The sequence below is a fragment of the Leptolyngbya sp. NIES-2104 genome, from assembly GCF_001485215.1.
Taxonomy (GTDB): domain Bacteria; phylum Cyanobacteriota; class Cyanobacteriia; order Leptolyngbyales; family Leptolyngbyaceae; genus Leptolyngbya.
On sequence record NZ_BBWW01000001.1, the window covers coordinates 1,489,956 to 1,515,138 of the forward strand.

The following is a 25,183-nucleotide window of genomic DNA, read 5'->3' on the forward strand; positions in this document are numbered from 1 at the left end:
TGTGCAATGTTTGACAGTCTTTCTAATGTGGCTTACATTGCCGCGAGTGCATTGTTTATTTTGAGCTTGAGCGGGTTATCGAATCAGGAAACAGCGCAGCGGGGAAACTGGTACGGAATTGCGGGAATGTCGATCGCGTTTCTTGCAACGGTTCTTCGCAGTGATGTTACAGGCTACGGAGTTCTCGCCGCTGTCATTCTGCCGGGAGCAATCATCGGGGCGATTCTGGCAGGTCGGGTTGCAATGACTGAGATGCCCGAACTGGTTGCAATGCTGCATAGTTTCGTGGGAATGGCGGCAGTGCTAGTCGGAATTGCAAATCATCTACAGCCGCAAACTTTGACTGGGGCAGAAGCAGCGATTCATCAAGTCGAAGTGTTTGTTGGGGTGTTTATTGGAGCGGTGACATTTACAGGCTCGATCGTTGCTTTCGGTAAACTTCGAGGATTAGTCAGCAGTAAGCCTTTAATGATCCCCGGACGGCACTTTCTAAACATTGGATTGTTAGTTGCTTGTGTTGCATTAGGAGCGCAGTTTTTGAATCATGAATCAACAACAGCATTGTTGATCATGAGTGGATTAGCTGGCATTTTGGGTGTGCATTTGGTAATGGCGATCGGGGGTGCAGATATGCCCGTCGTGATTTCGATGCTGAATAGCTATTCAGGATGGGCAGCCGCAGCAGCAGGATTTATGCTCTCGAATGACTTACTGATTATCACAGGTGCGTTAGTGGGTAGCAGTGGGGCAATTCTGAGCTACATCATGTGTAAGGCAATGAATCGATCGTTTATCAGTGTGATTCTGGGTGGTTTTGGAACTGGAAATAGTTCTAAGAGCAAAGCAATCACAGGTGAAGCGAAGTCGATCTCGATCGAAGAAACGATCGAGCAATTAGAAAACGCCAACAGTGTGATCATTGTTCCAGGATATGGGATGGCAGTCGCACAAGCACAACATCCGATTTCTGAAATTACCAAAGTGCTAAGAAGTCAGGGTGTGAATGTTCGATTTGGGATTCATCCAGTCGCAGGAAGACTTCCGGGGCACATGAATGTATTGTTAGCAGAAGCGAAAGTGCCTTATGACATTGTTCTCGAAATGGAAGAGATCAATGATGATTTTCCTGAAACGGATGTCGTGTTAGTGATTGGTGCGAATGACACGGTGAATCCGAGCGCAGTTGAAGATCCAGAATGCTCGATCGCGGGAATGCCTGTGTTAGAGGTTTGGAAAGCGAAAAGTGCGATCGTGCTCAAACGTAGTCTTGGAAGTGGCTATGCTGGAGTGGAAAACCCACTGTTTTACAAAGAAAACACCTATATGCTATTTGGCGATGCGAAGAGGAACACCGATGCAATTCTCAGCAAATTAACGGCATTGGTCGCCGCCTAACCCCGTTGCGTTTCGCAACCGCAGAAGCTTACACGCTTTTGTGTCTTTCAAGGTCAAACGTCATGGTAATCGCCTGATTCGAGCAATTCGATGGGCGATTTTTTTGATTGTAATCGCTGCGAATTCCATCTACTAGTAGACGTTTAGAGTTCGTGCAGAAACTCTACTGGTTTTGGCGGGATTGCACTTCCTCGATCGTTAAACTCAACATTTCAGCTACCTGCTCAGCTCCCAATCCCATCTTTAGCAAACTTGATACCGCCTTCAATCTTGCCGATCGTTCCTGTTCAGCTCGTTGGCGTTCCTGTTCAGCTCGTTGGCGTTCAATCTCTGCCCACGACAGATAACGGCTACCTGTCCTGTCATACCAAGTCAGTGCTTCCCGCTCCACAGCATCAGCAACATGTTGGAATCGACCAATTCCTAGCCCAATTTCTGGCATCCACACGGGTTCGCCAGTTTGCAACTGATACATGCCATCGACCAACTGATAAACTTCTAGAGGTTGGTGCTGGTCGCGTCGCCAATAATCAGGATTGTAGATGACGTAGTAGAGGACGCCCAACTTGGCATAAATTTCCATCTTGTCATCATATTCATTGCCATAAGTTTGAGACACAACTTCTAGGGTCAGCATGGGCGGAATGTAATTCTCTTCCCACAGCACATAGCTTAAGCGTCCGCGTCCCTGAAGGCTTTGCTTGCGTCGCTCTACACCAATGCTAAGAAAGCCATCTGGGATGACAGGAATTCGCGGATTCTCTCCCGTGGTGTGATAGATCCCCATGTCAACGTCGAAATACCAATCGAGCCGATCGCCCCAAACAAACTCCAGCAGAAACAGCAAGAGATTGGGAATAAAATTCTGATTCTCGTTATCCACAGGCGTATCATCTGAACAAGGAAGCTCAAGGCTCGATGGCAAGGTTGCACGATTGGGGTCAGCTTGAACCATAAGATTACAGGAGAACTGATTAACCTTTATTTTAGAGGATTAATCTCTATCTCAACGAGTTTGCAAGCTTTCTTTGGTGGCACGAACAACTCGACTGGAGCTATCGAATCGAAAGATGTGTTCAAATCATTTTCTTTTAATATGCCTGCCTTGAAGCAGATGTTAAACTCTCTTCAGGTTAATAGAATCGCAACGTCTAAGCTAAAGGTGGTGTTGCCTTGACTCAATTGCGTGAAAATGACACAGGATCAATGGCTCCACTCAGACGAGTGCTGCAAGGCTTAACATCCCATCGATTTGTGGCGATCGGTGCTGTTGTCAGTTTGCTGTTGTTGACTGTCGCTACGGCTGTGACTCCTCAGATTTTTCGATGGGGCATTGATCAAGGAATTGCTCAACGAAACTCTACAGTCGTTTGGCAAAGTGCGGGGTTAATGGTCGGGGCTGCGATCGCAAGAGGCTTGTTCAATTTCGGACAAACGTTTTGGTCAGAATCAACCTCACAAGGCTTGGCGTATGATTTACGAAACCAACTGTTTACCAAGATTGAAACGCTGAGTTTTAGCTATCACGATCGCTCTCAGACCTCACAGTTGATTACTCGCGCTACTAGCGATATTGAGCAGATTCGATCGTTTATCGGGACTAGCTTAATTCAAGTCATTGGAGCCGTTGTGACACTGGTGACGATCGCGACAATTCTGCTCATTATGAATTGGCAGTTAGCATTGATCACATTAACCGTTGTTCCGATGGCGGCTTGGCTATTATTTCGATTCTTCGGTCGAAATGGTTCTCTATTTCAGCGGGTTCAAGAGCAACTGGGCGATCTTAATGCAGTGTTGCAGGAAAATTTACTCGGTGTACGAGTAGTGAAGGCTTTTGTGCGGGAAGATCAAGAGCGATCGCGTTACACGGCTTTGAACAATGAACTGATTGCGGTCAGCATGAAAACGCTGTACGCGATTCGGAATACGTTTCCGTTGATCTTTCTGTTAAGCAATTTGATCACGGTTGCGGTTTTAGGATTTGGTGGCGCACAAGTGATTGATCGACGATTCTCGATCGGTGAATTAGTTGCGTTTAATTCGTATTTATTGTTCATTCTTCAGCCGATTTTGCTGATTGGATTTGCTGCACCTGCGATCGCACAAGCTGCTGCCTCTGCAACACGAGTGTATGAAGTGCTCGATACTGAGATTGAAATTCGCGATCGACCGAATGCCCTTCCGTTTGATCAGTGTGGCGGTAGAATCACTTTTGAAAATGTTTCTTTTCGCTATCCAGGTGCAACCACTGAAGCACTCAATAGTGTCTCGTTTGAAACGAAGCCGAATGAACTCATTGCAATTTTAGGAATGACGGGATCGGGGAAAAGTACGATCGTCAATTTACTGCCTCGATTCTATGACCCAACTGGAGGATCTATCCGCATTGATGGGCGCGATGTGCGGGACTTTAACTTGATGAGTTTACGATCGAAGGTCGGCATCGTGTTTCAAGAGACAACCTTATTTTCTGGAACTCTAAGAGAAAACATTGCTTACGCTAAACCTGATGCAACTTTGGAAGAAATTATCGAAGTTGCGAAAACGGCTCAGATTCATGACTTTATTGCGGATCTACCTGAAGGATATGACACGATCGTGGGAGAACGTGGAGTCGGATTATCGGGGGGACAGAAACAACGAATCGCGATCGCAAGAACATTGTTAACGGACTATCGAATTTTGATTCTTGATGATAGTACTTCTGCTGTCGATGCTAGAACTGCAAATCAAATCAATGAAGCGCTCGATCGATTAATTGATCAAAGAACTTGTACAGCGTTTGTGATTGCACAGCGGATTTCGACCGTTCGGAATGCCGATCGCATTTTGCTCATGGATCGAGGTGTGTTAGTGGCGCAGGGAACCCACGAAGAATTAATGCACAATAGCCCACTGTACAGCGCAATTTTAGAATCTCAGGTGAAACGGTCATGATCACTTCTTTTAGTACTGAAAAGTCAACCCGTCGAATGTCAACGCTGAGGCGGTTTTTACAGTACGTGCGACCGTATCGTAAAGAAGTTCCGATCGCGCTTCTTTGTGTTCTGATTGGAGCGGCATCACAGGCAGTTGGTCCATTTTTCGTGGGATGGTCGATCGATAATGTGATTGCTCAAGGCAATCTGCAAGGCTTGTGGTATGTGCTGGTTGTAATCACAGCGATTTATGTAATTGGGGTGCAAGCGATTCGGGAACAGATTGTAAGAGTTGGTTGGATTGTGCAGAATGTTCTGGCACAATTGCGGCAAGATATCTTTTTGAAAGTTCAAAGCTTACCGCTCAGTTACTTCGATCGCAGTGAAGCGGGAGATTTGATGAGTCGCTTGCTAAATGATGTTAGCACTGTGAATCAAGCTTTTGGGCAAACGGTTGCACAGATGTTAGGTAACTTGTTTAGCTTGGTTGGCATCATCATTGCAATGTTAGCGATCAATCTGCAACTGGGATTAGTGAGTAATTTCGTTGTACCGTTGATGATTCTAACCACAGCAATTTTTTCACGCTGGGCACGATCGCGCTTTCGAGTTACGAGAAAAACGATCGGGGAACTCTCAACGAAGCTCGAAGAAGATATTGGCAGTGTTCGTGAAGCTCAAGCGTTTAATCGGGTGCAGTTGAACATTGATGAATTTGAAGATTTGAATGCGGCGAATCGCGATGCCAATATTCAAGCGGTTGCAATCACAGCGGCGTTCTTACCCTCGATTGATTTTCTTAATACGTTAGCGACTGCGGGAGTGATCGCATACGGTGGCTATCTCGCAGTCACAGGACAAGCAACAGTTGGAGTAGTCACAGCGTTTCTAATCTATGTGCAACAGTTCTTTAGACCGATTCAGATTTTGAGTCAGTTCTACACACAAGCGCAATCTGCGATCGCAGGACTTGAACGAATCTTTAGCCTGCTCGATGAGCCGTCACAGTTGAATGACGCACCGAACGCGATCGAGATGCCACCGCTGCAAGGAGAAGTCCGATTTCAAAACGTTTCTTTTGGCTACACCGCGAATCAGCGAGTTTTGAAAGGGGTGGATTTATTGGCGAAACCGGGACAAACGATCGCGCTTGTGGGTGCGACTGGAGCCGGAAAAAGTACGATTATTAATCTAATTCTGCGCTTTTATGATGTCACTGATGGAGCAGTCACTATTGATGGAATTGATGTTCGATCTGTAACCCAAGCAAGTCTTCGTCGGCAAATTGGCATTGTTTTACAAGATACGATTCTCTTTAGTGGAACGGTTGCTGAAAACATCGCTTTCGGTCGCCCAAATGCAACTCAGGCGGAAATCGAAGAAGCTGCACAGGTTGCAAACGTGCATGAATTGATTAGAACACTGCCACAAGGTTACTCAACTTACTTAGGTGAACGTGGAGCAATGTTGAGCCAAGGACAGCGGCAGTTAATTAGTATTGCTCGTGCCGTGTTGATTCAGCCTCGGATTCTGATTCTCGATGAAGCGACTAGCAGTATTGATACGCGAACAGAAGCACTGGTGCAAGATGCGATCGCGAAACTTCTAGAGAATCGAACGAGCTTTGTCATCGCTCACCGTCTGAGTACTGTCACCCAAGCCGATCAAGTGTTAGTCGTTCAAGAGGGACGAATCGTAGAGCATGGAACGCATCGTGAGTTAATCGCACAGGAAGGGATCTATGCCAATCTGTATGCACTGCAACTCGGCTCAAACACAGCAACACCCGTCTAATCATAGAATCGGGATTTGATTTAGGACAAAACGGTATGAATATGCTGCAAGGATCACCCTGGTTGTTGGCACATCGATCGATGTTAAAGCCAAACCAACCGATGAAGGTTTCTCTGTACGGTCAGGATTATGTAATTTGGCAGGATTCAAATCGTGAAATCCATGCGCTACCGAATGCCTGTCCGCATATGGGAGCAATGCTCTCCGAAGGATGGTGCGTGGCAAAACCGGATGGAACCAGTACGATCGCTTGTCCGTTTCATGCGCTGGAATTTGATCAAACTGGCTCGACAGTGCTACCAGGTTCTAACAAAGTTACAAAATCATTGTTGAAGCCCTTGGAGTTGATTATTCAAGGCGATTTGGTTTGGTCTTATGGTGGAGTTGAACCGGAAACACCCATTCCAACTGTATTAGATGAATTTGCAGCAGAGTACGAATTTGCAGGAGTTGCAGGACATCGCAGCATCAAGACAGACTTACTCACAATGCTGCTCAACATGCACGATTACAACCATCAAAATGGAACACATCGCCCGTTGTTTGAGATTGAACGGGTCGAGTTCAAGCAGTTTATTGATCAAGGTTTTCGCTCTCATGCTTATTACGACATGCCAAGAGCGAAACCGAAGCTGCAAGACATTTTGAAAAATCCCGCACTGCTTGCAATGCCAAAAGTGCTCGAAGCGCATTTAGAGAACCATTTTCCAGCGATCGTCATTTTTCATGGCGAAGTTCCAATCGGTACAATCAAACAATGTCACATCTTTGTGCCTGAATCGGAAACACATACCCGAACCTTTGTTTTAGTGTTTGGCAAATTCAAACATCCGGTGTTTCGGCTGATGAAAAACAATGTTCTGCAACTTGTTGAAACCGTTGTCGATCAAGATGCCGATATTTTAGGAAAGCTCTATCCTGAGACACCGCAACACATCAAGCTAAACAATGAAATTGGAATGGACTGGGTGCGGCGGAACTTTGAAAGTTTTCCAGAAGTTGTAGAACCAAATCTGAGTCGGTAGAATTTTCAGAGCAAAACGGTGAATTCGCGTTAAAGTGATACAGTCAATTCTTAGAAAACGCTCGATCGTGGATTACGAAACTGCTCGTCGGTTGCTCATCGACCAAGCTAATCTCAAGGCTAGTGATACATTTCTCGGACGCTTAGGGCAAAACCAGCCCCCCATGCCGGGTCAAGTTACTTCGATTTTGCTGGCGTTGAAAGTGGTGTTTGATGCGCTGAGAGATCAGAGTGTTATCGATCGAGAATTAGCTTCAGCATTGTTTCTCGTATCAAACGAGGCGCAGCAGTTATTCAACAGCGGACTCGCCCGAAGCTTGGACTGTCCGCCGTTGTTGAATGAGGACTTGGGGAGAATTGCGATCGCGGTTAAAAGCATCTTTTCAGGAACTTGGCAGAGTTAGAGGATGTTTGAGAAGTAGAAGTAGTTCCTTCGCTCCGTTGCACGCTCGCCCTGAAATGGAATTTCGGGCTAACCGTGGAAGGTCTACTGAAGTAGACTCAGCACCAGTTTTGAGTTCTTAGTCCATTTCAATGGACTTTCGCCGATTAGCCCGAAATTCATTTCAGGGCGGGTCTGTGCTGAACGACACCTTTCAAACGTCCTCTTAAAACCGCGATCGATGATCAATTACGCTCTTTCCCACAGTTCACGAATTTTATCCGGCAAGAATCCTGCAACTTCTTGAACTCGCTCCTGAGAAAGTTCATCCTTCGTTGCCGAGAACACCGCTAAAATGACCTGTTCAGGCGTTGTATTCGGCTGTAAGCCTGCTTCTTGCTGCACACGGAATAAGAAAGTATCTGCTTTGATTTTCAGCGGCGGACGAATGTGGCTCAGGAAATGCACGATCGGATTCGTATCTTCCCACAAATCAGAGACTTCCGTTGCCAAAGGAGTTGCAGTGTACAAAGTGCGATCGGGGTTGCCTTCATCTAAAGGAACGTGCAACTCTTCAGAAACGTGCTCAACCGCTTCATTGGTCATCATGTCGCGCATGGTGCGGAACACTACTTCTGTGATGTCACGAGCATCGTACAGGTCAGAAATGCCACCTTTGAGCGCAACTTTTTCGAGGAAGGGCGTGTCTTTTGTAGCGATCGGGACTGTGGGTCCAGACTCCATCGATTTCGGCGGATTCGCTTCCATGTCTGCCAACATTGCCCGACCTTTCTCAGTCAGTTCTGCTTTTTGAAACTCGATTAAATGCGGCAATGGACCATCTGGCGCACCATACGTATTCGCAATTCTCAAGCCAAATTCTTCTTCGTTCACCGCGTTCGGCACATCGTCCTGATTCGCGTAAGCATTGCCCGAAAACTCTGCATTAATGTACTGTCTTTGATTGAGATAGTCTAGGTGTCCGAGAAACTCAGCCGTAGACATCGGAATGCTGGCAAAGTCGGTCGCGCTAAATTGAACCGGATCGGGACCCGGACCTTTATCGCTTTCGTCAATTTTTTTCAGCATGATATAAACCACGTCATCGCGAATCGTGATTGTCATAATCCTTCTCCTATAACTTGTGACCTCACAACTATTTCGCGATCGCGACAAACACTTCATCCATCATGTGAGACATTCGTGATTTGGAACTGCGTCTATCTTTGGTAGGAAGACAAAAAGTTTCAAAATCTGAATTCCTTGCTACAAAGGTGAAGAAATCCCCAAGACTGAGGTAAAAGGGAGACAGAGAACGCTACCTTGAACTCAACTTCTACACGCACATTTGACTTTATGACGAACTATCAACCCGATCTCGACCCTTTAACCACCGAAGACACCTCCGCTGGCATGAACCTGATCCAAGTAATCGAAACCGTCATCGATAGCTTAGATCAGTCGAGTAGTGCAATGGTGAGCCACAATGAGAACGAAAGCGGCTATGTTTGGAAGTTCAAATATGGCAGTGTAGAAACGTTCGTGCAGTTGACTGGAACTAGCGATGACGATACATTTACGGTTTGGGCAACCGTGCTAAATTTACCCGTCCAGAATGAAGCGCAGTTAAACCGTAAATTGCTTGAGATGAATTGGTTAACGACATTCGAGTCGCATTTCGCAACGTTTAACAATCAAGTAGTTGTAGTGTCTTCTCGAACAGTCGCGGAATTATCGCCCGGTGAAGTGTCGCGATTAATTACCATTGTGGCGACGATCGCGGATGATAACGATGATGTTTTGCGATCGGAGTTTGAAGCGGCTTGAGGGTTGTTCGCTGCGTTGCAAGACCGCCCCGGAATGGAATTCGGGGCTAATCGTGCGAAGTCCACTAAAGGGGACTGAAAAAAGCTTTTTAGTTTTCTTTAGTGGACGGTCTGACTATTGTGCTTTCGTGGAAGCTGCGCCCATTCCTTGAACAGCAGCCTGCATAAATTCGACTCGTTCTTCAAAGCTCAGACCGGAGATAAAATCGCTGAATTCATGGGTTTGTTCGGGCAGTTTGTAGTCTGACGGAACATTGATGATTTCGCCGCTTTCCATGCCCTGTCCTAACAGCAACCAGATTTCGATACGGGCACTGTTGCTCAATGCGCTGTAGCTTCGTCCAAACTGGCTCTCTGCACCGCTGAGAATGTCGCGTTGTGCTTGAACCTGTTCTTCTTGCGAGAGCACCTTAATTTCATCGTAGATTGTGTGCGCCATGCGATCGGCAGCTTGGGGCGGTCCAGGATTTAGCTCATCTTTGATGTCTAAGTAACCATACCAGAGGAGGGCAAGCTGAGTATCAATGTCGTACTTCTGGAACATTGACAAGGCACGTTGAGTATTTTCGCTGTGATTGTAAGGCATAAATCCTCGGTAAATTCATAAGGAATGCCCTTAAAGTAATGGCGGATACGATCGACGATCCCCATGCAAAAGATAGATACACTACAGTTGACCTTTAACAGATGTCCGATGAAAGAATGGCGGTTAGTTCCAACAATTGAAACTTCGGGACAGGTACAAATGGCGATCGATACCTGGCTACTCGAACAACATCGGTCAAATTTACATCCGCCATCATTGCGCTTCTATACCTGGTCACCTGCTGCGATTTCACTCGGTTATCATCAGCGCAACTATCCCGAATCTTGGAAATCTTTGACTTGGAAGGGAGAAGCGATCGATTTAGTTCGTCGTCCCAGTGGAGGTCGAGCAGTATTACATCAAGGCGATCTCACTTATGCTGTGATTACGTCTGGACTAGGACACAATCGAATGCAGGCTTATCAAACGATTTGTGAGTTTCTAATTCAGGGTTGGAAACAGTTAGGAATCGAACTACAGTACGGTGAAGCGGGACGGGGATACATTCACAATCCGAACTGCTTTGGAACGGCAACAGGCGCGGATTTAGTCACTTCAGACGGGATTAAATTGATTGGTAGCGCTCAGTTGCGTCGAGGTCATGCAATTTTGCAGCATGGATCAATGCAGATTCGATCGGATGCACCGTTATTTGAGCAAGTGTTTGGACAGAGAATGGCGTTTCTGAATGTGGAAATGTCGATCGACAAAATCACCAAAACTCTAATTCAAGCTGCTAGAGATTGTTTTGAGATTGATTTTCATATTGAACCGCTGAGCGAATCAGAATGGCAGCAGATTAATCAACTTGTTCTAGATCAGTCGGAGTATTGCAATTGAACAAAATTTGTCGATCGCTTAATTCCAATTCCTGCACGTTCTCTGAATTGAGCCAATCTTGAAACGATCGCTTTCCACTTGCTAGATAGTTCTGCAAACTCGGTAAACAATCGCGCCGATAAAATCCACAGAGCGGCTCCCAACCTTCCTCACTTCTAGCAACCACGATCGAGCTTTCTCCCAACTGTGCCGTCAATTCCTGCAATGTTTCACCGTTCAATCGCGGCATGTCACAGGCTAACAGCAAAACCCACTCGGTTGAGACTTGTTGAAAAGCTTCGGTGAAGGCAATGATCGGCGATCGGGGTGCGGACTCATCGATCCAATTCACATCAGACAGGATTGATTCATAGCGATCGCGCCAAGAAGTCACCACGTAAATCGAATCAGTGCAATGTTTCGCTGCGTCATACGTTCGTTTTAGCAGCGGAACCCCATCAATTTCGATCAAAGCTTTATCCTGCCCCATTCGGGAGCTTTTACCGCCTGCGAGAATGATTGCACTAAGATTATCCATTACGGAATTTTATAGCTTGCAACTCGCACAATCAAGCTTCCTTGCCGTGGATCGCGCTGGAATACAAATGCACCTTCTTCTTTCTCATCACGCGATAAGAAATCAATCTGTTGATCACCGGATTCTAAAACGCGATCGCCTGTTTTCAACTCAGCAACAATCTGCACCGATTCGACCGTTTCGCCGCCTGTATTGGTTACTTCAAACGGCACATAGAACTTACCCTCGGTTTCACGAATTTCGCGCTGTTCGACTGAGATCGCCGCAGGTTCATATCGATCGCTGACCCAGACATACAAAACCAATCCAGCGATCGCGCTTAAAATCGTCGAAGCAATTCCAAATGTCACCCATTCCGCAGGCGATCGAGGTTTCTTTTTCTCCATTGTTTCCTCCTAAACCGCTAACCGTCCCGCTGCACCCCCAACTGTTGCAGGTAATCCCAGCAAAATGGTGTAACGCAACCACACCTGCCACGGATCAACAAAATGCAGCTTTTGAAAAAACACCAACATTAACATTGCAGCAAACAGAGACACCAAATAAGCTGCGATCGTTTCTCCCAAAGGACGCTGAAACACGCCTTCATGTTGATATCGCTGCTGCTGATTGGTAAATCCTGCCGCAAACACAATGCAATACGAAACTAACAATGAAGCTGGAATCATTGCGAATAACCATCCGCCTGTCACCGCTGATGCCAGCATCGGAACTTCATCAGTCGGAGCAATATTAAAAGCAATCACCAGTGAACCAATCAATGTCGCTGCAATATCTGATAGCGTTGCATTGCCTTTCTGTTGAATGTCTCCCGATCGCGATTGATCTTTTCCTAAAAACTGACTCGCTAATGCCACCCCAAAGGTAAAGGGCACACTCTCATAGATCAACTTACCCAGCGCTTCTTGCAGCGGCACATCTAAGGTAATCTCTCGTAGTAAAACCAGCGTAGCGCCACTACACACTAAACCGATCGCTAAAGCCTCGATCGTATCTTTGAGCGCATCTATCGATCGCACATCATTCTCGTTCCGAAACCCTGCGGCTTGATTCAATAAAAATACAATTAGAAACGTAAAGACTAATGAAACTATCATTCTGACTGGACTGATATAGGAACCAATCCACCAGACCTCCATCGTATACAGCAACGGAATTCCAAACAGAAAGCCCCCAGATGCACCTCGAACCAAATCTGTCAGTTCAGTTTTCCATTGCTTCCCTAAGTGCGTCACCATAAGCAATGCCAGAAGCGTTAAAATTTAAGATATTCAAACCTCGATCGGTTTGTCATTGCTCTACAGATAGAATCTATGGTTATCGAATGGCTGAAAGTGAAAGTTCCAATCGAACTGCGCGAAACTTATATTCAAAAAGATGCTGAAATCTGGACAGCGACACTTTCAAAATATCCGGGCTATGTTGGAAAAGAAATCTGGTTTAATCCCAAAGATGAATCAGAGCTAATTATGGTAGTTCATTGGGAAACGAAAGATGCTTGGAAAAGTGTTCCAGCATCGGTACTCGAAGACACCGATCGACGTTTCACCGAAGCGATGGGTCAAACCTTCCCCTTTCTCGAAGAGCGCGAGTTTCAAGTGCGTAAAATTAGCAATTCCTAATCATGCTGAACTGTCCTAAATGCGGTCAATCGATTCAAAAAAGCGCGATCGCCTGTCCCCGCTGTCGGACTCCGCTCAAGGCTCATGGTCATCCAGGCATCGTGTTACATCGAGCCACTGGAAATGAGCCGCTGTGCAGGACTTGTATCTATGATGCGGATGACACCTGCAATTACCCACAGCGCCCGGATGCGTGGGAATGCACGATGTATCACAATGTCACAACCCCGATTGTGAGTACTCCGCAACGTTACGAAATGTCTCCGGCTGTCTGGATGCGTCGGAATGCTGGATGGATTGCGCTAGTGATTTTGATTGTATTCAGTTTTGGATTAGCGTTATCGCGTCGCTAGGATTAAACAAAGTGATAAGGCGGTAATGCTTCTCCCAATCCCATTTCCCAGTGCGGATATTGATTTTGCCATTCATTGAGATGTTGATAAAGCGTCATTTCTTCGCGTTTATCAATTAACAGATACAGTTTATCAATTCCGTCTGCGCCTTCTTTGAGCTTCGTGTTCGGATAGACTTGCTCGATTTCTGACAAAATTTGCTGAAGTTCTTGCTGTTGTTGATCTTGCTGGTCGAGGCGAGCTTGATACTGCTGCTTTTTCGCCTGAAAATAATCGCGCCCTTTCATACTGCCATTCGTCTCTGGATTGGCAGGAAGTTCAAGCTCGATCGGGGTTAATTTCAGCCGATATTCGGCTTTTCCTTCTAGCTGATTGAGCTTCTCTAAATATTTCTCGTGATTCTCGCTGAGATGATCAATTAAGCGATCGTATGACAAAAACTGAGTTCCAAATCGCAGCGGTAGAATCGTCACTTGCCAAAACAAATCACAAATCACGCGATCGTGCGTCAAAACTGCTTGCACCAATTGAGTGTCATCATTCTGAATGTTTTCAAACTCTAAATCGGGTTCCACCAGAGCAGACAACACGCCCCTTTCAATCACTGCCAGATCTCCGGCAATTCCTTCTGTGAGTTGTAGTGGGTGCTTGGGTGACTTAAAGAAAGCGTAGGTATACATTACGGCTCAAACGATGCTCCATTTTGAGTCTATGCGATCGACTTGTCTTCACGATGAAGTTCATACGAAAGTTTGGAATTCTGGATGCAGTTTAGTTGCAGGATTGTTAGGCTCAACGATCGTCACTACAAATTCGGTGAAGCCGTTAGGATAGGGCTGACCCTCACTTACTAACGCGATCGCTCATGTTGTACCGACGTTTTGGACGGACTGAACTCCAGATGCCCGTTTTTTCCTGCGGAGGAATGCGGTATCAATTCAAGTGGCAAGATGTTCCCCGTGACCAAGTGCCCTCGGATAATCAGGCGAATCTAGAAGCAACGATTCGCCGAGCGTTCGATCTGGGAATCTATCACATCGAAACAGCACGCGGTTACGGCTCTTCAGAGATGCAGTTGGGTCAAATTCTGCCAAAACTGCCCCGCGAAAAGCTGATTTCCCAAACCAAAATCGTGCCGATAGCTGATCCAAAAGCGTTTCAGAAAACGTTTGAGAAATCCCTCAGCTATCTGAAATTAGATTATGTCGATCTTCTGGGTCTGCATGGCATCAACAATCAAGAAACGCTAGACGACGCGCTTCGATGCTTAGAAGTGGTGCGGAAACTTCAAGATCAGGGGAAAGTTCGATTTGTCGGATTCTCGACGCATGGATCGACAGAAAGTATTGTTAACGCGATCGAAACGAATCAATTCGATTACGTCAATTTGCACTGGTACTACATCAATCAGCAGAATTGGAAAGCGATCGAATCCGCGAACGATCGCGATATGGGAGTTTTCATCATCAGCCCATCTAATAAAGGTGGCAACCTTTACGATCCACCCAAGCGCTTAGTCGATTTGTGTGCGCCTCTTTCCCCGATGGTGTTTAACAACCTATTCTGCCTGAGTCATCCTCAAGTCCATACTCTGAGCGTGGGAGCCGCAAAACCAAGCGATTTCGATGAGCATTTGAAAACTTTAGAACTGCTCGATCGAGCCGATGAAATTTTGCCACCGATTCTCGAACGACTAGAGCAAGCCGCGATCGAGCGATTAGGTTCCGATTGGGTGAAAAACTGGCGCGTGGGATTGCCGGATGTTGAAGAAACGCCTGGACGGTTGAATCTTCATACAGTTTTGTGGTTGCGAAATTTAGCGATCGCTTACGATCTTGTTGATTACGCCAAAATGCGATACAACCTACTCGGTCAAGGAAGCCACTGGTTTCCCGGAGCGCGAGTGAACGAAATCGATATCGAGGCGCTTCGTCCTTATCTAACGCAGAGTCCATTTGCCGATCGTATTCCCGAACTCCTGCACGAAACCCATCAACTTTTAGGCGGTGAAGCCGTTAAACGATTGTCGCAACAATAACCATCGAGAAAATTCTTCCAAATTTAAACGCGCAAACTTTTTACTACAGGGTAAAGTAAGGAGATTCGTTTTATTGCCCTCAGTGCGGACACTGATTTTTTCTTGTGATTGCCATCTACCCCGGCAGCTTCGACCCGATAACTTACGGACACCTCGACATCATCAAACGAGGTGCTCACTTATTCGATCGTGTCATCGTCGCCGTGTTGCGGAATCCCAACAAAACGCCACTTTTCACCGTTCAGCAGCGACTCGATCAAATTCAAATCGCTGCTCAGCATCTATCTAACGTGGAAGTTGACAGTTTTGAAGGACTCACCGTAACCTATGCCCAGATGCGGGGAGCCTCTGCCCTGATTCGCGGTTTACGGGCTGTTTCAGACTTTGAAATGGAACTCCAGATGGCACACACCAATAAAACGATATCGACTCAAATCGAGACCGTGTTTCTTGCGACCTCGAACGAGTACAGCTTCCTCAGCAGCAGTGTGGTCAAAGAAATCGCCCGCTTCGGCGGCTCGATCGATCACCTGGTTCCTACCCACGTCGCCGAAGATATTTACCGATGTTACGCCAAGACTCACCCAGCATCACACCTGACGGATACACCCAAAGCGATCGTCGCCACGACGCTCCCAGAGACGTGCAGCGAGTAGGCAGTCTCGATATTCAGCGGGAACTCAATCGGCTAGAGGAGATGATTCTCGATAGCCCCCGGATTCCGCTGTCTCGTCGGACGCTGATCGATGAGGAGCAGTTTCTCGATCAGTTGGATTTGGTGCGCTTGAGTCTACCAGAGGCGTTTCATGAAGCGATGGAAATCGCTCAACATCGCGACGAGATTTTGGATCAAGCAGAACAGTACGCCCAAGAAATTGTCGAAGAGGCAGAACGCCGAGCGGCTCAGATTTTGAATGAAACCGGAATTATTCAACGCGCCGAACAAGAAGCGCAGCAGATTCGTAATTCTGTCCAGCAAGAATGTGAAACGATTCAGCAGCAGACGATCGCACAAATTGAACAGATGCGACGACAGGCACAGCAAGATTTGGAAGAAATGCGGCGATTAGCGATCGAAGAAAGCGAAGATGTGCAAAACGGCGCAGACGAATATGCTGATAAAGTTTTGCGTGATATGGAATCTCAGATGAGCGAAATGCTGCGAATTGTGCGAAATGGTCGCGCTCAGTTGCAGATCAACCAGCCGCAACCGAAATCGATGTCACCGAAACCAAATGTCGATCGTAAGCCTCAATAAATTTGCACGATCGCTGGCTGTTTCAAAGAGGCGACTTGGCGATCGCGCAAAAAAGTTGGAGTTTTATTTGGAATTCCGCCATTGGCTGTGTTATATTAACCAAGGTGATGACATCAATACGGGTCGCTAGCTCAGCGGTAGAGCATTCGGCTTTTAACCGATTGGTCTCGGGTTCGAATCCCGGGCGACCCATTAGGCTCAAAACGTAGTCGCAGTAAGGTTAAAGCCAGATTGCAGCGGTCTTAGGCGATCCTTGAAATGCCCTAAAATTGTCGCTGTTTTCCAGAGATATAGGGACAGGGTTAAGAATCCTCTGCGTTCTTGCCCTCTCCCTTGTTTTATTGAGATATTCACTTATAGAAAAGTGGCAGCAATGTCAGCAATTCTTAAATTAAAGCCTGAAACCTTTACGTAGCAGTAGTTCTGACTGCTGCCACTTCCTAGAAGCAGAAGCAAAGTTGCTCAGTTCTCGACTCAGTTTGGGGGAATTCGACTGGAGCCAACATACTGACAGCGATCGACTGCTAGAGAATCGAACGGTTCGATCGTGGGTTGATGAATTCAAGAGTCATTATCTTGAAAGTCACTCGTTGTCTGAGAAAACTTGGAAAAACGACTGGGAGATAATTTACGATCGTTTGCCACAAGACAGTCCGGTGACTGCTGATTTATTGACAGCAATTGTTTTCAGGACTGAGCGCAATTCTCGAAACCGTCTCGAAACCTGTGGCAAGCTTCAAAAGCTGGCAGACTTCATTAAACTGAAAATCAACATACTTCAGTACAAAGGCGACTCTGGCGCGTCAAAAGTGCGCGATCGCGAAATCCCGTCAGATGCCGATATCGTTCGTTGTTGGTATAGCATCCCTAAGCTGAATTGAGGATGAATGGCATTTGTGGGACATTTCCCTACTGCCACAAGTCACAGGCAAATCGAACTCAGCACTAGGCGGACGGGTGCCGAACGCTTTCAAACGTTACGGATTCCACAAACCCTACTACCTACGGCATTGTTGGGCAGTGCGATCGCAGAGTGAATGATCGTTCTCTGTCTCATCGTCCAAATTCACCGATTGATGCTGGACTCATTGCAGGCTCAGAAAAATCGGTACTCTGGCTAAATTTCACCGATATTCGTGTTGAAGCTCTGCGTGAGCCGCAGTACATCCAAAAAATCCTGCCTCCAGAACTCCCTTTTGTTGGGCATTTCAGGAAACTTATTTGAAGCACTCAGAAGTCTGGACTAAAAATGGACTAAATTTGCATCCGTCTTTCGATGTCGATCGCCTTAAGGGGTGACAACGAAGCTAGAGAGCAGACTGAATCAGGGAAATGGCGTTGAGACCTCGCTGAAAGAAAAGGCGTTTTTGCGGCTTGAGTGCCATCAGTTGACCTGCCAAGGTTGACCACAAATTCAAGGGTTCAATCCATAACTTGCCATACAAGCCAATCCAGAAAGCACTGTGACGCTTTGTTGTCCGCTTTGGCTCAGTCACACGAGCGACGTAACGCTGCACTTGTTTTTTGCGAATGCGCCGCCCTTGTAGGGTCGAGATCGAGTAGGCAATGGCAATCAGGACCAGCAGGGCAGTAAAACGCCCGAAATCGGCATGACAATCTTCGAGGTGATAGCCGCCGGATTTGTAGTCTTTGAACAGGGGTTCAATCGAGAAGCGAGTGGCATAAGCGTTGAGCGTTTGTTCGGCATCGACGAGATTAGTCAGAAGATACCAAGCATCCGAACTCGATTGACGGTAGGCACGCTTTTGGCGCAAGACTAAATTGTGCTTGCCGAACCCGCGATTTTGCGTCACTTGAATTTGCAGATATTGCTCGGTGATTCCGGGCGTTTGCGGCAAGTCATCAAGGCGCGTAAACCTGCTGCTGTCGTCTGGTTTGACGGTCGTACTCTTCGGTAAACGGAACACGAATTTGACTCGCTTTTCTACACACCAAGCCGCCAGTTCAATGCTGTGAAACTCACGGTCTCCGAGCAGAATGAAGCGATGCTTTTTCAACAGATGAAACACAGGGCGTAACACTCTTCGTTGTTCAACAAGTGAACTCTGTCCTTGCTTGTTCAGCCACATCCAGTGCAATGGAATCGCTCGCTTATTGTACACAAGACTCACCATGATCAAGTTATGGTCTTGCCATTGGGTACGGTCAATCACCAGATGAAGTGGTTTGCTCCGGGGATGATGTCGCTTGACCCACTGCTTGACAATCGGAAACCAGATCGCTTGCGGAGTCAGTTGCGGCAAGCTCAAGAATCGTTGAATGTTTCGTCGTCTGCTCTCAAATAGAATCGGTTGCGGAAATAGAGTGGCTAAGCGTTCAATCGTAATTCTGCGCTCTTTGTGCAACAGTTCGACCAAGATTTCTAGCGTCACAAATTGCGTCTGGGTTAATTGCGATTGTAAACAGGTTTGATAGAATGAGGGCAACATATTTTAGATCGATGAGGTGAAACAATTGGAATCACCTCATTTTTTCTGTCTCTCGATACTGCTATCCGGCATCTTCTCTACGGTTCAGCTGCGTTGTCACCCCCTAAGGTCGATCGCAGTTTAATTTCATCAATGACGCGACTCGATCGACAAAACTAAAGTCTCATTTAAGACTCTTCTCAAGTCTCATCTCAATTCTTAAATGAGAAAACTAAAAAGGGGCAAGTTCTCCCCACCCCCTACACCCAACCTATTCGTTTCCTGTGTCAATTCGCTCCGGATTCTGCACCCCCGTCAACCGATTCCACAACGGATAGCCAATCTCGCTCTTCGGAACATACCAATTTTCCGAAGTCGCCTCCATTACACCCATCGCCATAAATTCCTTCCGCTCTGGGTCTTTCAAATCGAGATACTTTGCACCCTGTTCGAGCCGAGCACCCACAGGCAAAATCACAATCTGCCGCAATTCATCCGTGGTGTAATCCTTCAGATAACCATGCAGCTCTTTAACATCCGCAGCCGTCAGATCATTGTTCACGGCATCCGATCGCTCAATCCCATGATTTTGCCCTGCCATCGGATTCGGGTTGAGATCCTGTTGCCACTCATCCGCTTTTTGATCCGTTGGTTTTCCAGCTTTTTGTTGTTGTGCCATTTTATCTTTCTAGTAACATTGCTCCGATCATTGTGGTTGCAATTCATCAATTGCGAATGTCTCAAAAGTCTTATTCCACGGTCTCAAATCTGACTCAGAATCTATCTACCGTATGTTTAATGCTGTCGATCTGCTTGCTGTAATTCGCATATTAATACAGCGATTGGAGCAATTTACCGTGAAAATTCCACCCGAAATTACCTATCGAGGCGTTGAAAAATCTGACGCGATCGACTCCCTACTTCAAGAAAAAATCGCCAAGCTCGAACGCGCCTGTGATCACATCAACAGTTGTCACATCGCGATCGAAAAAGAGCAAGACCATCCCCGCGATCGTTCTCCTTACCGCGTCCGACTCGACATCACAGTTCCACCCAACCACGAAGTCGCCGCAGAAAGCACCATGAGCAATCAAAACCGCTATGTCAAACTCGATGCTGTGATTCGAGATGCCTTCGACAAAGCATGGCGACAACTCAGAGATCTCTCAAAACAACAGCACGAATTTGATCACGGCAGAGATAACAGCTAAGCCACGATAATATTACCATCTCAAATGAGACACTTATTAAGACTTAAAATAAGTCTCATTTGAGATTAGTTTTCAGGATTGTTCTCGCAATTTTTTAAACGATGATGCAATCGTAAACTAGGAATAACCTTGACCGCAGAGGGATTGCAATGGCGTACGGTGACTTCAAAACGCTGAATCAAGCATTAACTGAATTTAAGCTAACGCTGATCAACCAACCTCGACTCTTTCAATCCATTCCGTCGATCGCTCCCTCATCCAAACTACAAAGCCGATTAGAAGAAGGCATCGATCTTGCACTCGCAATCTCAACCGAAAAAGCACAATCAGAGCTAATCATCGCGCCCATCCTGCTAGAAATTCGGGCGATCGCTCAACCTCATGCTTCATTATTCAGCGGAGTCTCCCTCAATGCCGATCCACCTGCCGGATTAGTCGGAGAATGCGATTTCATCTTATCCAAATCATCCAATCAACTTGAAGTTACCGCTCCGATCGCGGTTCTCGTTGAAGCAAAAAACAATGATATTAAATCCGGGCTTGGACAATGCGTCGCTCAAATGGTGGGTGCACAACGCTTTAATACAGATCAATCCGTCACGATTATTGGAGCCGTCACGACCGGAGTATTATGGCGATTCCTCCGATTAAATGCTCAAACCCTAGAAGTCGATCTGACTGAATATACCGTTCCTTCCCAGATTGAGACTGTTTTAGGCGTTCTTAAAAGCCCGTTTTAATCAATACAGTACCAGTGATGCTTGCATATCATTTGAGACTTAAATTGAGTCTATATATGAAACTAAAATGAGAAAATAAGACTAATATTGCTCTTTCACATTCCTTCACATTTCTACTTTACGACTGATGCCCATGCCGCTTTCTTCTTAATATATTTTTGCAAGTAATAAATCAGCGAACTTGCAAATGAGTACTGAAGATCAGGACAAATCCAGAGATAAGTACAAAGAGATCGAACTCAAATACAAGCGTCTCGATGTCGCCTTTCGAGCGATCGCTGCCCTTGCCGCGATCGCATCCGCCGCCGCCGCATTTCTCGCAATTCGTTCAGGCGTTTTCACCTCAGCCCGACCCGCACCTTCACCGATTTCATCTCCGGTCTTACCTCCCGCCCCCGCAGGAACACCAGTCACCCCTCGAACGACTGAAACCGCTCCCGTGCAACAATCCACACCCCGAACCGCGCCATCACCAGCACCACCAATCGAAGCCGCGCCAGCTCCTCGATCATTACAATCTGCCCCAACTCGCACCACTCCCCCAACCCAAAACGACGATGACGACGACAGAGACAACAATCGCGGCGATGACAACGACGATCGCCAAGAAACCAGTAATGATTAAAGATCATTCGAGACTCAGTTTGAGTCTAATATTAAGACTAAGATAAGAATATTTTGCATCCCAACCCTCGATCGCACTTCACCCAGCCGTGTTTCTTGCGGCGATCTCTAGTAAAGATTCGCTGAAGCAGCAGAAATACCTTACACGGGAAGACTATGATGCGGATAAAATTCGCGCCCCAGAAACCGCAATGAAGAAAATCAAACCGCTCTGGGTTGTTTTGTTCCTCATGATCGTCTCGATCGCAGCTTATCTCATCTATTTCGGTCTCGTGGTTGGAGAAGTCGCACTACCCGGAGGATATCGATTAACCCTCCGAGACGACAGCCTACCTCCAAGAAACATCGAAAACCTATCTAAAGAAGAGCTAGACAAGCGACAAGCGCAACTAAAACAGCGCTTCAAAGAATTAGAACAAAAAGTAAAACAACCGCAAGTTGCCCTCCCATTCCAGCAAGTCAATTTTGATCTGAATGGAGTCTGGTACGGTCCCGGCACGCTCTCCTATGAAATTGTGCAAAACGGTACGACCCTCGCCATTCAAGAAATGAATCCATCCTACGGAATTGCTGCGATCGGTAGCGGACAAATCCAGGGAGAATCCATCATCATCGACTATCAAACCGTCTACAACACCCAAGGCATCGCGAATCTGAACCTCACCCCAGACAAGCGCACCCTCGAAGGCATTTTTAGAGACACTTACTCCGGCTACACCACCAAAGTCACCCTTAATCGGTAAGCTCTTATGAATTCACCTAAGACTCAATTTGAGTCTAGCTATAATACTGATATGAGACTCAATTTGAGACTTGCTATAAGACAAAAATTCGACGTGCCTCCTTGCTTTATCGTTCACCCACCCCGAATTCTATTCCAGGCGCGGTTGCAACAAAGCGGCAAGACTCGTCGAACTTCAAGGAGAACGAATTACGTATTTTTTTCGTCCGTTTCCTGTCGCCAACAATGTTCTAGGAGATACACTTCAGATCGCTCCCAACAGCGCTCTAACTTCTGAACACGGTGAATATGTCGAAACTTTTCGAGACTCCAGACAAACGGACGCTCTGGATCAAATAAATGCTGGTTTAAGTAGTCCCACCAGGGGAACTGATCGAACGAATTATTCATGCGAGGGTCGAGTAATCTATGCTTGGAGGAGAACCAACTTCGGCAACTATCTAAAGACTGATCTTTGACGCTCCGAAGCCGTCCAACCAGTATGGCATTGAAAAATAAAGTTCGATCGAAAGAAACCCCGAACATGTCAGGGTTTTCTCGTTTCTTTAAGTAACATTACGATCGCATAAATTTCCTTTACTCATCGGAACATTACACTTCATCAATTTGACTTACCCGTCGCATATTCAGCACGTCCGTCATCTTCTTAATCTGAACGAAAGTGCGTTCGAGTTGAGCATGATCACAAATATCAATGCCCAAGTCGATCACCGCCGTTTGATCCGGGAAGGTTTTGACCTGAGCATTACGAACGTTGATATTGTTATCCGTCAGGCGAGAAAGAATGTCCTTCAGCACACCGACGCGATCGATAACCTCAATCTGAATGTCGATCGGATACGTTTGAGCGCGCCCAGTCGTGGGCTGAGTCGGATTCCAGTTTAGCGGCACCAATCGATCGCCCGGAATCGCATCCACATTCGGACAGCCCTGGCGATGAATTGCAATACCGCGATTGCTACGGGTAACGACTCCGATAATCGGCTCTCCCGGCAACGGATGACAGCAGCCCGCCATGTAATGAAGTAAACCCTCCACTCCAGCGATCGGATACTTCGTCGTATTCGGTGCAGGAACGGCTCTCGGTGTCGTTGGCAACAGCGCCACACCATTCGCCAAACTATCCAATAGAACGGGTGCAGGCTGAGAAAGTAACTGTTGCGCTTTGACTGCTTCTCGAATCCGATTCAAAGCCAGATTCAACGTAATTTCGCCATATCCAACCGCTGCGACAAAATCTTCAACACTGTGATAGTTACATCGTTCCGCAGCCGCCAACATCGGAGCAGACTTCATCAGCGCTTCAAAGCCATTCTTACCGAGTTCTTTTTCCAGCATATCTCGACCGCGCAGCACATTTTCATCATGATGCGATCGCTTATATGCCTGCCGAATCCGGTTTCTCGCCCCTGTCGTCACCACAAAGTTCAGCCAGTCCAAACTCGGACGAGCATTTTTCTGAGTCATGACCTCGACAATATCGCCCATCCGCAACTGGGTATCGAGCGGAACCATCCGACCATTCACTTTCGCGCCCGCACAATGGTTTCCAACTTCGGTATGAATCCGATACGCAAAATCAACCGGAGTCGATCGAGGACTGAGCGAAACGACTTCTCCTTTCGGTGTGAACACATACACATCGCCATCAAAGAGATTATCTTTAATGCTCTCTAGATATTCCTGAGCATCTTTGAGATCGTTCTGCCAGTCGAGCAACTGACGCAACCAAGTAAATTTCTCATCATCGCTCGTAAGTTGCGAATTAGAGCCGCCGACTTCTTTATACTTCCAGTGTGCTGCAATCCCGTATTCAGCAACATGGTGCATTTCAAGAGTCCGAATCTGCACTTCTAGCGGGCGACCCGATTCACCAATCACAACTGTATGCAGCGATTGATATCGATTCGGTTTAGGCAATCCAATATAGTCTTTAAATCGTCCAGGAATTGGGCGAAACGTATCATGCACGATCGCTAAAGCGCGATAGCATTCGTCATTGTTCCTAACAATGATTCGGACAGCCGCCACATCATAGATTTGCTCGTAGCCTTTTTGCTGTCGCTGCATCTTCTGATAAATGCCATAAAGATGCTTCGGTCTACCGCTGACTTCGATGCAATCCACTCCAACCTGATCCAGACGCTTCTTGAAAGTTGCCGCAACTTCGCTCAATCTCGCTTCTCGATCGGCACGTTTCTCTGACACTAATCGCTGTATTTCCCGATAAGCATCCGTTTCCAAATATTTAAACGAGAGATCTTCAAGCTCCCATTTGATATTCCCAATCCCTAAACGGTTCGCCAACGGTGCGAAAATTTCACGAGTTTCGAGCGAGATCCTTTGCTGTTTCTCCGGTGCAAGATGCTCCAGAGTTCGCATATTGTGAAGTCGATCGGCAAGCTTCACCACAATCACGCGAATATCCTGCGCCATCGCCAAAAACATTCGACGGAAGTTCTCAGCCTGACGCTCCGTTTTACTAGAAAAATTAAACTTTGAAAGCTTGGTCACACCATCGACCAAACATCGGACTTCAGACCCGAAGCGCTCCTCGATTTCCTCTGGAGTCACCTCGGTATCTTCGACCACATCATGTAAAAAACCAGCAGCAATCATCGTACCGCTGCCGCCTAAATCTCTCAAAATTCCTGCCACTGCGACAGGGTGAGCAATATACGGTTCGCCAGAAGCTCGTTTTTGCCCTTCATGTAACTGATAGGCAAACTCAAAAGCGCGGCAAATTAAATCTCGATCGAGCTGAGACTCTTCGGAGCGTTTAAGAAAACACTCCCGCAGCCAATCAGGTAAAGCAAAGTCAATCGTGGGAAGGGATGCCGCTACATTCATGCTTCTTCGCGTGACTAAAGTGCAGGTTCAG

General features: G+C 46.7%; 31 protein-coding genes and 1 tRNA gene. 21 read left to right on the plus strand and 11 right to left on the minus strand.

What is annotated here, in order from left to right:
- The first annotated feature begins 6 nt into the window (after positions 1–6).
- The gene (gene pntB, locus NIES2104_RS06835) at positions 7–1,395 is read left to right on the plus strand and encodes a Re/Si-specific NAD(P)(+) transhydrogenase subunit beta (protein ID WP_058996982.1); all 1,389 of its coding nucleotides are present in this window, start codon (positions 7–9) and stop codon (positions 1,393–1,395) included.
- Between the two features lie 163 nt (positions 1,396–1,558).
- On the opposite strand, the gene NIES2104_RS06840 is transcribed toward pntB, so the two are convergent.
- Positions 1,559–2,350 (minus strand): Uma2 family endonuclease, encoded by a 792-nt coding sequence (locus NIES2104_RS06840; protein ID WP_058996984.1) that lies wholly within the window; start codon positions 2,348–2,350, stop codon positions 1,559–1,561.
- Positions 2,351–2,568: 218 nt separating this feature from the next.
- On the opposite strand from NIES2104_RS06840, the gene NIES2104_RS06845 reads away from it, so the two are divergent.
- The 4 genes from NIES2104_RS06845 (at position 2,569) to NIES2104_RS06860 (ending at position 7,538) form a co-directional block, all read left to right on the plus strand.
- A complete protein-coding gene (locus NIES2104_RS06845; RefSeq protein WP_263970918.1) occupies positions 2,569–4,335 on the plus strand; it encodes an ABC transporter ATP-binding protein in 1,767 nt (588 codons plus the stop codon).
- Positions 4,332–6,110, plus strand: a complete 1,779-nt coding sequence (locus tag NIES2104_RS06850; protein ID WP_058996988.1) for an ABC transporter ATP-binding protein — start codon at positions 4,332–4,334, stop codon at positions 6,108–6,110. The genes NIES2104_RS06845 and NIES2104_RS06850 overlap by 4 nt, the downstream gene beginning before the upstream one ends.
- Before the next feature lie 35 nt (positions 6,111–6,145).
- Positions 6,146–7,135, plus strand: coding sequence for a Rieske 2Fe-2S domain-containing protein (locus NIES2104_RS06855; protein ID WP_225895212.1), 990 nt, complete (start codon positions 6,146–6,148; stop codon positions 7,133–7,135).
- 67 nt (positions 7,136–7,202) lie between these two features.
- The gene (locus tag NIES2104_RS06860; RefSeq protein ID WP_058996993.1) at positions 7,203–7,538 is read left to right on the plus strand and encodes a hypothetical protein; all 336 of its coding nucleotides are present in this window, start codon (positions 7,203–7,205) and stop codon (positions 7,536–7,538) included.
- Between the two features lie 227 nt (positions 7,539–7,765).
- Here NIES2104_RS06860 and NIES2104_RS06865 read toward each other — a convergent pair whose 3' ends face one another.
- Positions 7,766–8,641: a DUF2267 domain-containing protein gene (locus NIES2104_RS06865; RefSeq protein WP_058996995.1), complete on the minus strand. Its 876-nt coding sequence runs from the start codon at positions 8,639–8,641 to the stop codon at positions 7,766–7,768.
- A gap of 231 nt (positions 8,642–8,872) precedes the next feature.
- Between NIES2104_RS06865 and NIES2104_RS06870 the strand changes: the two genes are divergently transcribed.
- Positions 8,873–9,343, plus strand: coding sequence for a YbjN domain-containing protein (locus NIES2104_RS06870; protein ID WP_058996997.1), 471 nt, complete (start codon positions 8,873–8,875; stop codon positions 9,341–9,343).
- 114 nt (positions 9,344–9,457) lie between these two features.
- Here the strand turns inward: NIES2104_RS06870 and NIES2104_RS06875 are convergent, their stop codons facing one another.
- Positions 9,458–9,928 (minus strand): orange carotenoid protein N-terminal domain-containing protein, encoded by a 471-nt coding sequence (locus NIES2104_RS06875; RefSeq protein ID WP_058996998.1) that lies wholly within the window; start codon positions 9,926–9,928, stop codon positions 9,458–9,460.
- An 87-nt stretch (positions 9,929–10,015) separates the two neighbouring features.
- Between NIES2104_RS06875 and NIES2104_RS06880 the strand changes: the two genes are divergently transcribed.
- Positions 10,016–10,768, plus strand: coding sequence for a biotin/lipoate A/B protein ligase family protein (locus NIES2104_RS06880; RefSeq protein WP_263970919.1), 753 nt, complete (start codon positions 10,016–10,018; stop codon positions 10,766–10,768).
- On the opposite strand, the gene NIES2104_RS06885 is transcribed toward NIES2104_RS06880, so the two are convergent.
- From NIES2104_RS06885 to NIES2104_RS06895, 3 genes are read right to left on the minus strand one after another with little or no spacing between them, the layout of a single operon-like run.
- On the minus strand, positions 10,728–11,285 hold the full coding sequence (locus NIES2104_RS06885; RefSeq protein ID WP_058997000.1) for a molybdenum cofactor guanylyltransferase: 558 nt from the start codon (positions 11,283–11,285) through the stop codon (positions 10,728–10,730). The genes NIES2104_RS06880 and NIES2104_RS06885 overlap by 41 nt on opposite strands.
- On the minus strand, positions 11,285–11,671 hold the full coding sequence (locus NIES2104_RS06890) for a TIGR02588 family protein (RefSeq protein WP_058997002.1): 387 nt from the start codon (positions 11,669–11,671) through the stop codon (positions 11,285–11,287). Before NIES2104_RS06890 ends, NIES2104_RS06885 begins: the two co-directional genes overlap by 1 nt.
- Before the next feature lie 9 nt (positions 11,672–11,680).
- The gene (locus NIES2104_RS06895) at positions 11,681–12,523 is read right to left on the minus strand and encodes a TIGR02587 family membrane protein (RefSeq protein ID WP_058997004.1); all 843 of its coding nucleotides are present in this window, start codon (positions 12,521–12,523) and stop codon (positions 11,681–11,683) included.
- Positions 12,524–12,598: 75 nt separating this feature from the next.
- Between NIES2104_RS06895 and NIES2104_RS06900 the strand changes: the two genes are divergently transcribed.
- Both NIES2104_RS06900 and NIES2104_RS06905 read left to right on the plus strand, forming a co-directional pair.
- Entirely contained in the window at positions 12,599–12,907 is a 309-nt protein-coding gene (locus tag NIES2104_RS06900; protein ID WP_058997006.1) for a TIGR03792 family protein, read from the plus strand.
- Positions 12,908–12,909: 2 nt separating this feature from the next.
- Positions 12,910–13,260: a zinc ribbon domain-containing protein gene (locus tag NIES2104_RS06905; protein WP_058997008.1), complete on the plus strand. Its 351-nt coding sequence runs from the start codon at positions 12,910–12,912 to the stop codon at positions 13,258–13,260.
- A 2-nt stretch (positions 13,261–13,262) separates the two neighbouring features.
- On the opposite strand, the gene NIES2104_RS06910 is transcribed toward NIES2104_RS06905, so the two are convergent.
- The gene (locus NIES2104_RS06910; RefSeq protein WP_058997010.1) at positions 13,263–13,940 is read right to left on the minus strand and encodes a GvpL/GvpF family gas vesicle protein; all 678 of its coding nucleotides are present in this window, start codon (positions 13,938–13,940) and stop codon (positions 13,263–13,265) included.
- Between the two features lie 31 nt (positions 13,941–13,971).
- Between NIES2104_RS06910 and NIES2104_RS33345 the strand changes: the two genes are divergently transcribed.
- The 8 genes from NIES2104_RS33345 to NIES2104_RS32230 all read left to right on the plus strand — a co-directional run bounded on the left by NIES2104_RS33345 (position 13,972) and on the right by NIES2104_RS32230 (position 17,781).
- A complete protein-coding gene (locus NIES2104_RS33345; RefSeq protein ID WP_263970920.1) occupies positions 13,972–14,094 on the plus strand; it encodes a hypothetical protein in 123 nt (40 codons plus the stop codon).
- A 31-nt stretch (positions 14,095–14,125) separates the two neighbouring features.
- On the plus strand, positions 14,126–15,298 hold the full coding sequence (locus NIES2104_RS06915) for an aldo/keto reductase (protein WP_058997011.1): 1,173 nt from the start codon (positions 14,126–14,128) through the stop codon (positions 15,296–15,298).
- Positions 15,299–15,402: 104 nt separating this feature from the next.
- A complete protein-coding gene (gene coaD / locus NIES2104_RS06920; protein WP_059001599.1) occupies positions 15,403–15,954 on the plus strand; it encodes a pantetheine-phosphate adenylyltransferase in 552 nt (183 codons plus the stop codon).
- On the plus strand, positions 15,864–16,556 hold the full coding sequence (locus NIES2104_RS06925) for an ATP synthase F0 subunit B (RefSeq protein ID WP_058997013.1): 693 nt from the start codon (positions 15,864–15,866) through the stop codon (positions 16,554–16,556). Before coaD ends, NIES2104_RS06925 begins: the two co-directional genes overlap by 91 nt.
- Before the next feature lie 120 nt (positions 16,557–16,676).
- A tRNA-Lys gene (locus NIES2104_RS06930) sits at positions 16,677–16,748 on the plus strand.
- A gap of 266 nt (positions 16,749–17,014) precedes the next feature.
- Entirely contained in the window at positions 17,015–17,437 is a 423-nt protein-coding gene (locus tag NIES2104_RS06935; protein ID WP_058997015.1) for a hypothetical protein, read from the plus strand.
- Between the two features lie 6 nt (positions 17,438–17,443).
- A complete protein-coding gene (locus tag NIES2104_RS31625) occupies positions 17,444–17,593 on the plus strand; it encodes a hypothetical protein (RefSeq protein ID WP_156426885.1) in 150 nt (49 codons plus the stop codon).
- Positions 17,590–17,781 carry a hypothetical protein gene (locus tag NIES2104_RS32230; RefSeq protein WP_058997017.1) on the plus strand — a complete coding sequence of 64 codons (192 nt, stop codon included), beginning with the start codon at positions 17,590–17,592 and terminating at the stop codon, positions 17,779–17,781. The genes NIES2104_RS31625 and NIES2104_RS32230 overlap by 4 nt, the downstream gene beginning before the upstream one ends.
- Positions 17,782–17,863: 82 nt before the next feature.
- Here NIES2104_RS32230 and NIES2104_RS06945 read toward each other — a convergent pair whose 3' ends face one another.
- Both NIES2104_RS06945 and NIES2104_RS06950 read right to left on the minus strand, forming a co-directional pair.
- Complete coding sequence (locus NIES2104_RS06945; RefSeq protein ID WP_058995868.1) at positions 17,864–19,006, minus strand: IS4 family transposase; 1,143 nt, start codon at positions 19,004–19,006, stop codon at positions 17,864–17,866.
- Between the two features lie 250 nt (positions 19,007–19,256).
- On the minus strand, positions 19,257–19,664 hold the full coding sequence (locus NIES2104_RS06950) for a hypothetical protein (protein ID WP_058997019.1): 408 nt from the start codon (positions 19,662–19,664) through the stop codon (positions 19,257–19,259).
- 112 nt (positions 19,665–19,776) lie between these two features.
- On the opposite strand from NIES2104_RS06950, the gene NIES2104_RS06955 reads away from it, so the two are divergent.
- The 4 genes from NIES2104_RS06955 (at position 19,777) to NIES2104_RS06970 (ending at position 22,303) form a co-directional block, all read left to right on the plus strand.
- Positions 19,777–20,196 carry an HPF/RaiA family ribosome-associated protein gene (locus NIES2104_RS06955; protein WP_202815033.1) on the plus strand — a complete coding sequence of 140 codons (420 nt, stop codon included), beginning with the start codon at positions 19,777–19,779 and terminating at the stop codon, positions 20,194–20,196.
- 149 nt (positions 20,197–20,345) lie between these two features.
- Positions 20,346–20,936 (plus strand): hypothetical protein, encoded by a 591-nt coding sequence (locus NIES2104_RS06960; RefSeq protein WP_058997021.1) that lies wholly within the window; start codon positions 20,346–20,348, stop codon positions 20,934–20,936.
- A gap of 187 nt (positions 20,937–21,123) precedes the next feature.
- Positions 21,124–21,561: a hypothetical protein gene (locus NIES2104_RS06965; RefSeq protein ID WP_058997022.1), complete on the plus strand. Its 438-nt coding sequence runs from the start codon at positions 21,124–21,126 to the stop codon at positions 21,559–21,561.
- An 88-nt stretch (positions 21,562–21,649) separates the two neighbouring features.
- Positions 21,650–22,303, plus strand: coding sequence for a hypothetical protein (locus NIES2104_RS06970; protein ID WP_058997025.1), 654 nt, complete (start codon positions 21,650–21,652; stop codon positions 22,301–22,303).
- A gap of 188 nt (positions 22,304–22,491) precedes the next feature.
- On the opposite strand, the gene NIES2104_RS31630 is transcribed toward NIES2104_RS06970, so the two are convergent.
- Positions 22,492–22,692 carry a hypothetical protein gene (locus NIES2104_RS31630; protein ID WP_156426886.1) on the minus strand — a complete coding sequence of 67 codons (201 nt, stop codon included), beginning with the start codon at positions 22,690–22,692 and terminating at the stop codon, positions 22,492–22,494.
- Positions 22,693–22,893: 201 nt separating this feature from the next.
- Positions 22,894–25,152 (minus strand): bifunctional (p)ppGpp synthetase/guanosine-3',5'-bis(diphosphate) 3'-pyrophosphohydrolase, encoded by a 2,259-nt coding sequence (locus tag NIES2104_RS06980; protein WP_058997028.1) that lies wholly within the window; start codon positions 25,150–25,152, stop codon positions 22,894–22,896.
- Positions 25,153–25,183: the final 31 nt, after the last annotated feature.